The 9,254-nt window shown below is 41.7% G+C and carries 8 protein-coding genes; all 8 read left to right on the top strand.

Going from position 1 to position 9,254, the window contains the following annotated elements; translation table 11 throughout:
• The coding region (locus BACCELL_RS22405; RefSeq protein WP_007214387.1) for a Gfo/Idh/MocA family protein at positions 1–1,406 on the top strand (1,406 nt) is incomplete at its 5' end.
• Between the two features lie 197 nt (positions 1,407–1,603).
• Entirely contained in the window at positions 1,604–2,422 is an 819-nt protein-coding gene (gene cysQ / locus BACCELL_RS22400; protein ID WP_007214386.1) for a 3'(2'),5'-bisphosphate nucleotidase CysQ, read from the top strand.
• A gap of 21 nt (positions 2,423–2,443) precedes the next feature.
• Positions 2,444–3,997, top strand: coding sequence for an SLC13 family permease (locus tag BACCELL_RS22395; RefSeq protein WP_007214385.1), 1,554 nt, complete (start codon positions 2,444–2,446; stop codon positions 3,995–3,997).
• A gap of 10 nt (positions 3,998–4,007) precedes the next feature.
• Complete coding sequence (cysC, locus tag BACCELL_RS22390) at positions 4,008–4,613, top strand: adenylyl-sulfate kinase (RefSeq protein ID WP_007214384.1); 606 nt, start codon at positions 4,008–4,010, stop codon at positions 4,611–4,613.
• A gap of 11 nt (positions 4,614–4,624) precedes the next feature.
• Entirely contained in the window at positions 4,625–5,533 is a 909-nt protein-coding gene (gene cysD, locus BACCELL_RS22385; protein WP_007214383.1) for a sulfate adenylyltransferase subunit CysD, read from the top strand.
• A gap of 111 nt (positions 5,534–5,644) precedes the next feature.
• Complete coding sequence (gene cysN / locus BACCELL_RS22380) at positions 5,645–7,108, top strand: sulfate adenylyltransferase subunit CysN (RefSeq protein ID WP_007214382.1); 1,464 nt, start codon at positions 5,645–5,647, stop codon at positions 7,106–7,108.
• Positions 7,109–7,120: 12 nt separating this feature from the next.
• The gene (locus tag BACCELL_RS22375; RefSeq protein WP_007214381.1) at positions 7,121–8,227 is read left to right on the top strand and encodes a cholesterol-responsive sulfotransferase; all 1,107 of its coding nucleotides are present in this window, start codon (positions 7,121–7,123) and stop codon (positions 8,225–8,227) included.
• 20 nt (positions 8,228–8,247) lie between these two features.
• Positions 8,248–9,219: a PCMD domain-containing protein gene (locus BACCELL_RS22370; RefSeq protein WP_007214380.1), complete on the top strand. Its 972-nt coding sequence runs from the start codon at positions 8,248–8,250 to the stop codon at positions 9,217–9,219.
• Positions 9,220–9,254: the final 35 nt, after the last annotated feature.

Raw genomic sequence — 9,254 nt, 5'->3', positions numbered from 1 at the left:
AACAAACAAGTGTAATAGGGCTGACGATACCTAAAATGGAAGTGGTTCGTGTGGGATTTGTAGGTTTGGGAATGCGTGGTCCCGGAGCCGTAGAACGTTTTACGTATATTCCGGGTGTAGAAATCGTTGCTTTATGTGACTATGAAAAGGAACGGGCAGAGAAATGTCAGAAGTATTTACAGAGAGCTTCTATGCCTAAAGCAGCTATATATTCAGGTGAAAAAGGATACGAAGAATTGTGTAAACGGGATGATATAGATCTGGTGTATATCGCAACAGATTGGCTGCATCATTTCCCTGTCGCTATGTGTGCGATGGAGAATAATAAAAATGTTGCCATCGAAGTTCCTTCTGCTATGGACTTGAAAGAGTGTTGGGCATTGGTAAATATGAGCGAGAAGACTCGCAAACATTGTATGATCCTTGAGAACTGCTGTTATGACTGGTTTGAAATGAATACTCTGAATATGGCGCAACAGGGTGTGTTTGGGGAGGTCGTTCGTGCCCAGGGAGCTTATATTCATAATCTGGAACCTTTCTGGGATCATTACTGGAAGAATGGTGAAAATGACAAACTGGGTTGGCGTCTGGAATATAATATGAAACATCGGGGAGATGTATATGCCACTCATGGTCTTGGTCCTGTAGCGCAAGCGTTGGATATACATCGTGGTGACCGTATGAAGACACTCGTTGCTATGGATACCAAATCGGTAGTAGGTAAGTCGTTGGTAGAAGAAAGAACGGGACAGCCTTGTGAGAATTTCCGTAACGGTGACCATACAACTACGTTGATTCGTACGGAAAATGGAAAGGTGATTGAGATACAACATGATGTGATGACTCCGCAACCCTATAACCGTCTATATCAGTTGACCGGTACCAAGGGGTTCGCAAATAAATATCCGATAGAAGGTTATGCATTGGATGCAAAACAGCTGAATGCGTCGGGAGTTGTACCTGAGGTAGATAACTTGAATTCCCATAGTTTTATGCCTAAAAAAGATATGGAAGCTCTAGTGCAGAAATACCAGCATCCCATCCTGAAGAAATACGGTGAAATGGCAAAAGAAGTTGGTGGTCATGGTGGCATGGACTTTATTATGGATAGCCGTTTGGTGTATTGCCTGCAAAATGGACTTCCCTTAGATATGGATGTCTATGATTTGGCAGAATGGTGTTGTCTGGCCGAGTTAGGCGAATTGTCTATGGACAACAATTGTGCAGCCGTTGCTTTCCCGGACTTTACCCGTGGCGAATGGAATAAAGTGAAGGGGTATAAACATGCTTATGCTTCCCCTGAAGATGAAAGTGTTGCCATGGAGAAAGCCAAAAAAATCACGGCAAAGCTGAAAGAAAAAGGTGCCGTAGAATGGGCGGGTGAAGCTGTGGAAAATAAAAAGTAGATGTAAGTAGAGATTAGGTAAAAGTAGACGAAAAAGGAACTTCAACGTTTGGAGTTCCTTTTTCGATTTATTGATTGTGAAAAGTGCTTATAAATGTATTAGGTAGTTTAAAAGAAGTTATAAAACGAAGCCCGGAAACTTTTGAGGATGAAAAAGTTTTTAATTTTGCACACTATGTGTAAGTATAGATACCATATATGGAACAAAAATATATATTAAGCGCAATAGATGCTGCTCTGCAAGCCGGTGCAGACATTCTTTCCATCTATAATGACCCGGCATCGGACTTTGAAATAGAAAAAAAAGCGGATAACTCCCCTTTAACCATTGCGGATCGCAAGGCACATGAAACGATTACAGGTTTTCTGTGTGATACTCCTTTTCCCATTCTGAGTGAAGAAGGGAAACATTTACCCTATGCAGAACGCTGTGGATGGGATGCTTTGTGGATTGTAGATCCTCTGGACGGTACCAAGGAGTTTATTAAACGAAATGGAGAGTTTACTGTAAATATCGCATGGGTTAATCATTCAGTACCCGTAATGGGAGTTATTTATCTTCCTGTGAAACAGGAACTTTATTTTGCAGAAGAAAGCATTGGGGCATACAAACTCTCCAATGTAACTTCTCGCGGAAATGCTTCACTGGATGAACTGATTGCATCCGCTACCCGTCTGCCTTCTGTTACCGAAAGAGGAAAATTTGTAATCGTGGCTTCCCGTTCGCATCTAACTCCGGAGACGGAGGCTTATATCGAAGAAATGAAGCGTCAACACTCGGAAGTAGAACTTATATCTAGTGGTAGTTCCATTAAAATCTGCCTTGTAGCCGAAGGAAAGGCGGATGTATATCCTCGTTTTGCACCTACCATGGAATGGGATACGGCAGCAGGACATGCTATAGCACGTGCTGCCGGATTGGAAGTTTATCAGGCTGGAAAAGAAGAGCCGCTTTGTTACAATAAAGAGAATTTACTGAATCCGTGGTTTGTGGTGGAACCTAAGCAAATGAAATAGTAACAAGATACAGTATAATGTATGACATTTGAGATAATATTTGTGCTATTGGCACTTTTGGGCATGGTGGTGGCATTGGCATTGGATAAAATGCGTCCCGGCATGGTGCTATTTTCCGTTGTGGTTTTGTTCTTATGTGCCGGCATCCTGACACCCAAAGAGATGCTGGAAGGTTTTAGTAATAAAGGAATGATTACCGTAGCTATGCTATTTTTGGTCAGTGAGGGTATTCGTCAGTCCGGAGCATTGGGACAGGTTATCAAAAAGTTGCTTCCTCAGGGCAAGACGACTGTGTTTAAAGCCCAACTTCGCATGCTTCCCACTATCTCTTTTATTTCTGCTTTTCTTAATAACACCCCTGTTGTTGTAATATTTGCTCCGATAATCAAGCGTTGGGCAGAGTCGGTAAAATTGCCTGCTACCAAGTTTTTGATACCTCTTTCTTATGTGACTATTTTGGGAGGTATATGTACTCTTATCGGAACTTCTACTAACCTGGTAGTACACGGCATGATATTAGAGGCAGGTTATGAAGGATTTACTATGTTTGAATTAGGTAAAGTGGGTATTTTCATAGCTATAGCAGGAATTATTTATTTATTGCTATTTTCTTCTAAACTCTTGCCGGATGTTCGTACGGATGCTGTGAAGCAAGATGACGAACCGGAAGAAGATGTTGGTTTGCATCGGGTTGAGGCTGTACTTGGCCCTCGTTTTCCTGGTATTAACAAGAAGTTGGGAGAGTTTAATTTTCAGCGTCACTATGGAGCAGCTGTTAAGGAAATAAAGCGGAGCGGACAAAGTATTACTGCGAATCTGGATAATGAGGTTTTGCGTGAGGGTGATACATTAGTGGTGATGGCGGATGATTCTTTTGTTCAAACTTGGGGAGAGTCTTCCGTGTTCGTTTTGTTGGCCAATGGCAAAGATAACGAACCGGTTCCCGGAAAGGGGAAACGTTGGTTTGCCCTTTTATTACTGATATTGATGATTACCGGGGCTACGGTAGGCGAGCTGCCGGTTGTGAAAGAGGCATTCCCGAATATCAAGTTGGATATGTTTTTCTTTGTCTCTGTGACTACTATCATTATGGCGTGGACTAAAATTTTTCCGGCCCGTAAGTACACTAAATACATTTCATGGGATATCCTGATAACAATTGCGTGTGCTTTTGCCATCAGTAAAGCAATGGTTAATTCCGGTGTGGCAGATGTCGTGGCAACTTATATCATCGGTATGACTGAACATTACGGTCCTCAGGTGTTACTGGCAGCTGTATTTATCATTACGAACTTGTTTACCGAATTGATAACCAATAATGCCGCTGCTGCATTAGCTTTCCCATTGGCGCTCTCCATTTCTTCGCAGATGGGTGTCAGCCCTATGCCTTTCTTTGTAGTGATCTGTATGGCTGCCTCTGCCAGTTTCTCTACACCTATCGGTTATCAGACAAATTTGATTGTGCAAGGTATTGGAAACTATAAGTTCACTGATTTTGTCCGTATCGGATTGCCGCTGAATATTATAGCTTTCTTGATATCCATATTCCTTATTCCATTAATTTGGCCCTTTTAATAATTAGATTATGACAGACAATAATATATATCCGATTTTTGATAGGATGTTGTCAAGAGAGGATAAAGAAGAACTTCTCGGTCAGCATAGTGTGATGATATGGTTTACCGGATTGAGCGGTTCCGGTAAAAGTACGATAGCTATTGCTTTGGAGCGCGAATTGCATAAGCGAGGTTTACTTTGCCGCATTCTGGACGGGGATAATATCCGTAGTGGTATCAATAATAATTTGGGCTTTACTGAAGCTGATCGTGTAGAAAATATCCGCCGTATTGCAGAAGTTTCCAAACTTTTTATTGATTCAGGCATTATAACTATTGCTGCTTTTATCAGTCCTAACAATGATATCCGAGAAATGGCGGCTAATATCATCGGGCAGGAGGACTTCTATGAAGTGTATGTAAGTACCCCTTTGACTGAGTGTGAGCGTAGGGATGTAAAGGGGCTGTACGCAAAGGCACGCCGGGGAGAGATTAAAAATTTTACGGGGATTTCCGCTCCGTTTGAAGCACCCCTTCATCCGGCATTGACGTTAGATACCTCAAAACTCAGCCTGGAAGAGTCAGTCAACCAACTGCTCGACCTCATTTTACCGAAAATACAGATTAAAAAGTGATTATATAAAAAATGGAAGAATATAAATTGAGCCATCTGAAAGAACTCGAAGCAGAGTCTATTCATATCATCCGTGAAGTGGCAGCGGAATTTGAAAATCCGGTGATGCTTTATAGTATTGGAAAAGACTCTTCGGTAATGGTTCGCCTTGCCGAAAAAGCCTTTTATCCGGGTAAAGTACCCTTCCCGTTGATGCATATCGATTCGAAGTGGAAATTTAAGGAAATGATTCAATTCCGCGATGAGTATGCCAAAAAACATGGCTGGAATCTGATAGTAGAAAGTAATATGGAGGCTTTTCATGCAGGTGTAGGACCGTTTACTCATGGAAGTAAAGTACACACAGACTTGATGAAAACTAAGGCTCTTCTGAGTGCTTTGGATAAATATAAATTTGACGCAGCTTTTGGGGGTGCTCGTCGTGACGAAGAGAAATCACGTGCGAAAGAACGTATTTTTTCTTTTCGTGATAAGTTCCACCAATGGGACCCGAAGAACCAGCGTCCGGAATTGTGGGATATCTACAATGCCCGTGTGCATAAGGGAGAAAGCATTCGTGTGTTCCCGTTGAGTAACTGGACGGAGCTGGATATCTGGCAATACATTCGTTTGGAAAATATTCCTATTGTTCCGTTGTATTATGCTAAGGAGCGTCCGTGCGTAGAAATTGATGGTAATTTGATTATGGCAGATGATGACCGCCTGCCTGAAAAATATCGTGATCAGATAAAGATGAAAATGGTACGTTTCCGTACGTTGGGTTGTTGGCCGTTGACCGGTGCGGTAGAGAGCAATGCGGATACGATTGAGACAATTGTAGAGGAGATGATGACTACCACCAAGAGTGAGCGTACCACCCGTGTAATCGACTTTGATCAGGATGCCAGTATGGAGCAGAAAAAGCGTGAGGGATACTTTTAAGAATTAAGAATTAAAAATTAAAACCTGAGGATTGAAATCTTAAACCTGACTTTTAGAACTTTAATGCTTAGGTTTAAGAAGATAAAGGTGACAATTAAAAAGTAAAAAGTGATGGAGAATAACTCTAAACTAAATATCAAGGAGTTTCTGGATAAAGACGAACAGAAAGACTTACTCCGCTTTCTGACTGCCGGTTCGGTGGATGATGGAAAATCTACGTTGATCGGGCGTTTGTTGTTTGATAGCAAGAAATTGTATGAAGACCAGTTAGATGCATTGGAACGTGATAGTAAGCGTATGGGAAATGCCGGTGATCACATTGATTACGCATTGCTGCTGGATGGTCTGAAAGCAGAACGTGAACAAGGTATTACGATTGATGTGGCATATCGATATTTCTCTACTAATAATCGTAAATTCATTATTGCTGATACTCCGGGACACGAGCAATATACGCGTAATATGATTACCGGCGGTTCAACGGCTAATCTGGCTATCATTCTTGTAGATGCCCGTACCGGTGTCATTACACAGACGCGTCGTCATTCTTTTCTGGTGTCTTTGTTGGGCATTAAGCATGTGGTGCTTGCTGTTAATAAAATGGACTTGGTAGGCTTCTCTGAGGAGCGCTTTAATGAAATCGTTAAAGAGTATAAACAGTTTATTGCACCATTGGGTATTCCTGATGTGACTTGTATTCCGCTCTCCGCTTTGGATGGCGATAATGTAGTGGAGAGGTCTGAACGCACTCCATGGTACAATGGCATTTCTTTGCTCGATTTCTTGGAGACTGTCCATATTGATAACGATCATAACCTGTCGGACTTCCGTTTCCCGGTACAGTATGTATTGCGCCCTAATCTTGATTTCCGTGGTTTTTGCGGTAAAGTTGCATCAGGGGTAGTACGTAAAGGGGATGAAGTAATAGCGTTACCTTCAGGCAAAAAATCACGTGTCAAGAGCATTGTTACGTATGACGGCGAACTGGATTATGCTTTTCCGCCTCAATCTGTAACTTTAACGCTGGAAGATGAGATTGACGTATCGAGAGGAGAGATGTTGGTACATCCTGATAATTTACCGGTTGTAGATCGCAATTTTGAGGCCATGCTGGTGTGGATGGATGAAGAGCCGATGGATCTCAATAAATCCTTCTTCATCAAGCAGACTACTAATTTGAGTCGTTCACGTATCAGTAACATTAAATATAAAGTAGATGTTAATACGATGGATCAGTTGTCCGTTGATAATGGACGATTGACGCCTGATGATCTGCCTATGCAGTTAAATCAGATAGCTCGTGTTGTTCTTACTACTGCCAAGGAATTATTCTTTGATCCTTATCAAAAAAATAAGGCAACAGGTGCATTCATTCTGATTGATCCGATTACCAATAATACCAGTGCTGTCGGTATGATTATCGATAGGGTAGAGGATAAGGATATGCATCTTTCTGAAGATCTTCCGGTTTTGAACTTACCGAAGTTAGAAATTGCTCCCGAACACTATGAAGCTATAGAAAAAGCGGTGAAAGATTTGAAGCGCCAAGGTATTGAAGTGAAAATAATCAAATAATGTACCATAATTATGGGTTTACTGGAATTTAACAAACTCCCTATAAATACTTTGGTGGGAGCCGATTGGAAAACATTTAATGCTATTACGAAAGGGCGGGAAATTGATGCGGCATACAAAGGCAAATACCGTTTGACTAAGGCGGTATGTCGTCTACTTTCTACACTGGCTCCTTTGCAGAACGGACGTTATGAGAAACGGTTGGCATCCCAACCGTTAGAGCATGATCCGGTATTCATTCTTGGCCATTGGCGCAGCGGGACGACCTTTGTGCATAATGTTTTCTCATGTGACAAGCATTTTGGCTATAATACTACTTACCAAACTGTATTTCCGCATCTGATGATGTGGGGACAGCCTTTCTTCAAGAAGAACATGAGCTGGTTGATGCCTGATAAGCGTCCTACAGATAACATGGAACTTGCTGTAGATCTGCCACAGGAAGAAGAGTTTGCACTTGCCAATATGATGCCTTATACCTATTATAACTTTTGGTTCCTCCCAAAGTATCAGCAGGAATATGCAGATAAATATTTGCTGTTCGATGATATAACGGAAAAGGAACTGAAGGTTTTTGAAGAAGTGTTTATCAAGCTGATTAAGATATCATTGTGGAATACTAACGGAACACAGTTCTTGAGTAAGAATCCACCCCATACGGGACGTGTGAAGGAACTGGTCAAAATGTTCCCTAATGCTAAATTTATCTATCTGATGCGTAATCCTTATACGGTGTTCGAGAGTACCCGAAGTTTCTTCACGAATACAATCCAGCCGTTGAAGTTGCAGGATATCAGTAATGACGAAATTGAAAAGAATATTCTTTCTATTTATGCCAAACTGTATCATAAATACGAGGCTGATAAATCTTGTATTCCTGCCGGTAATCTGATGGAAGTAAAGTTCGAAGACTTCGAAGCGGATGCTATGGGGATGACTGAGCAGATTTATCGTGGCTTGTCTATTCCCGGATTTGCTGAAGCACGCAATGATATAGAAAAGTATGTAGGTGGAAAGAAGGGATATAAGAAGAATAAATATAAATATGATGATCGTACCGTGCAATTGGTTCAGGATAACTGGAACTTTGCATTGGAGCAGTGGAAATATGAACTTTAATTAAAAAAAAAGCTAATGAGATGATGCAGAAGAAAATTTGTATGTACGGCTTGCTATCCGCTTTTTTATGTTGCGGAACGGCACTTGCACAGCAGCAACAGCATACTGTGGAAGTGATTCCGTTCGGAGACATGGATCAATGGATAGACCGTCAGATTAAAGAGTCGGGCATTATCGGTGGTGCGTTGAAGAATGTATATGCTATTGGACCGACTGCGACTATTCGTGAGAATAAGGCCTATAAGAACATGGGTGGTTCGCCATGGGCTACTTCGAATGTGATGGCGCGCGTGGCGGGTATTACTAAAACCAATACTTCAGTGTTTCCCGAGAAGCGTGGCGATGGCTACTGTGCCCGTATGGATACCCGTATGGAAAGCGTAAAAGTATTGGGTATTGTTGATATCACAGTACTTGCCGCAGGTTCTATGTTTTTGGGGGAAGTGCATGAGCCGATTAAGGGCACAAAGAATCCGCAAAAGATGCTGAATTCCGGTATTCCCTTTACCAAGAAACCTATCGCTGTGCAGTTTGACTATAAAGTTAATATGTCTGATAGGGAAAAGCGGATTCGTGCTACCGGTTTCAGTCGGATAACGGACGTAGAAGGTAAAGACTTCCCGGAGGTGAATTTGTTTTTGCAGAAGCGTTGGGAAGACAAGGATGGCAATATTTTTGCTAAGCGGGTAGGGACTATGGTGGTTCGTTACTATAATACCACTGATTGGCGTAATAATGCTACCTATTCAATCATGTATGGAGATATCACCGGTGATCCTGCTTATAAGCCCCACATGATGCGTTTGCAGGTAGAAGAACGTTACGCTATTAACAGTAAAGGTGAAAGTGTTCCGGTTAAAGAAGTAGCATGGGGAACAGAAGAAGATGCTCCTACACATTTATTATTGCAGTTTACTTCCAGCCATGGAGGAGCATACATAGGTTCTCCCGGTAATTCACTCTGGATCGATAATGTGAAACTGGTATATTAAAATATTATTTCAGTATAAAATGAAGGAGGTTGTGT

This window comes from Bacteroides cellulosilyticus DSM 14838, from assembly GCF_000158035.1.
Classification (GTDB): domain Bacteria; phylum Bacteroidota; class Bacteroidia; order Bacteroidales; family Bacteroidaceae; genus Bacteroides; species Bacteroides cellulosilyticus.
Note: the sequence above shows the minus strand (reverse complement) of the source record. Positions and strands in the feature narration are given on the sequence as shown.

Excerpts from the sequence above, each read along its gene's own strand:
- cysQ (WP_007214386.1), top strand. The coding sequence starts at position 1,604 with ATGGAACAAAAATATATATTAAGCGCAATAGATGCTGCTCTGCAAGCC.
- BACCELL_RS22395 (WP_007214385.1), top strand. The coding sequence starts at position 2,444 with ATGACATTTGAGATAATATTTGTGCTATTGGCACTTTTGGGCATGGTG.
- cysC (WP_007214384.1), top strand. The coding sequence starts at position 4,008 with ATGACAGACAATAATATATATCCGATTTTTGATAGGATGTTGTCAAGA.
- cysD (WP_007214383.1), top strand. The coding sequence starts at position 4,625 with ATGGAAGAATATAAATTGAGCCATCTGAAAGAACTCGAAGCAGAGTCT.
- cysN (WP_007214382.1), top strand. The coding sequence starts at position 5,645 with ATGGAGAATAACTCTAAACTAAATATCAAGGAGTTTCTGGATAAAGAC.
- BACCELL_RS22375 (WP_007214381.1), top strand. The coding sequence starts at position 7,121 with ATGGGTTTACTGGAATTTAACAAACTCCCTATAAATACTTTGGTGGGA.
- BACCELL_RS22370 (WP_007214380.1), top strand. The coding sequence starts at position 8,248 with ATGATGCAGAAGAAAATTTGTATGTACGGCTTGCTATCCGCTTTTTTA.